This window comes from Alteromonas sp. I10, from assembly GCF_003201515.1.
Classification (GTDB): Bacteria; Pseudomonadota; Gammaproteobacteria; order Enterobacterales; family Alteromonadaceae; genus Alteromonas; species Alteromonas macleodii.
Window position 1 is genome coordinate 1 of the sequence record NZ_QJJN01000027.1, and the last position, 1,360, is coordinate 1,360.

Annotated in this window: 1 protein-coding gene and 1 pseudogene; both read left to right on the forward strand. The window is 38.6% G+C overall.

The genetic code is table 11. The features are described from left to right. On the forward strand, positions 1–488 hold a 488-nt coding region (locus BZA03_RS20305), incomplete at its 5' end, for a transposase (RefSeq protein WP_110289721.1). Then, positions 476–1,330, forward strand: a pseudogene (locus tag BZA03_RS20310) (IS3 family transposase); the annotation flags it as partial. The gene BZA03_RS20305 and the pseudogene BZA03_RS20310, both read left to right, overlap by 13 nt. Positions 1,331–1,360 lie beyond the last annotated feature (30 nt).

The following is a 1,360-nucleotide window of genomic DNA, read 5'->3' on the forward strand; positions in this document are numbered from 1 at the left end:
ATAGAGCGTTTAAAATAAAGCTCGCTCAGCTAGTCGAAGAGAAAAATTCTGAAGCTTTAGGTAGAAAGTACAGAGTAAGCGCTCGGCTTATTCGCTATTGGTTTCAGGTTTATCAAATAAACGGCTCAAATAGCTTTATTCATAAGCAGTTACCTTATTCTCTTGAGTTCAAAACCCATGTGCTAAAGACGATGGAAATGAACAATTGGTCATTGGGTTATACCAGCGCCTATTTCGACTTATCATCCCCTGGTATTTTATTTCAATGGCAAAAGCTTTATGCTCGCGAGGACATATCCCGTCTCAACCCCAAAAATAAAGGTAAGCCCCGCGTGACTAATAACTCTTCAACTCCTAAACCATCATCAGAGATGACTGAAAAAGAGCTTAGAGAAGAACTCGATTATTTACGTGCAGAGAACGCTGTCTTAAAAAAGTTAGAAGCCTTGGCTCAAGCCAGAAAGAAAAAAGCAAAGACAAAACGATAGTTGTCGAAGAGCTCAAGGCAATATATAGCTTACAACATTTATTAAGAGTTACAGGGCTTCCCAAGAGTGTGTATTACTACCATCGTAATGCACTGAATCAGCCTTCTTCCAATACTGACTTACGCGTAAAAATCCGTGATATCTATCACAAACATAAAGGGCGATATGGCTATCGTAGAGTGACTTACGCTTTACGAGCGATGGGTTTAGTGGTTAACCATAAGCGTGTACAACGCCTAATGTGCGAACTTGGTTTGAAGTCAAAAGTCAGGCCTAAACGTTATAAGTCTTACAAAGGTGAAATCGGCAGAATCGCAGAAAACAAATTGAATCGTGAATTTACTGTAGAACAGCCTAATCAAAAATGGGTGACTGATGTAACTGAGTTTAAAGTGAATAATCAGAAGGTGTATCTGTCACCGATAATAGATTTATTTAATCGAGAGGTCATTAGCTATGAAGTGCGGACATCTGTAACGTTACCCTTAGTTACAGAGATGCTTAAAGCCGCGACTAGTAAGCTATTACCCCATGAAAAGCCACTCATACACTCTGACCAAGGATGGCAATATCAAAATAAACAATACCAAAATCACTTGAAACAGAATGGGCTACTTCAAAGCATGTCTAGAAAAGGAAATTGCTTAGATAACGCTGTTGCAGAGAACTTCTTCGGCATATTAAAAACTGAGATGTACCACAATAAAACGTTCAAAGATGCAAATGAACTTATTGAAAACATCAAAGAATATATCGATTATTACAACAACGAACGTATTAAGCTAAAACTAAAAGGCCTGAGTCCGATACAATATCGAAATCAGGCCTTGGTTGCCGCTTAGAAATGAGTCCAACTTAATGGGGTCACTTCA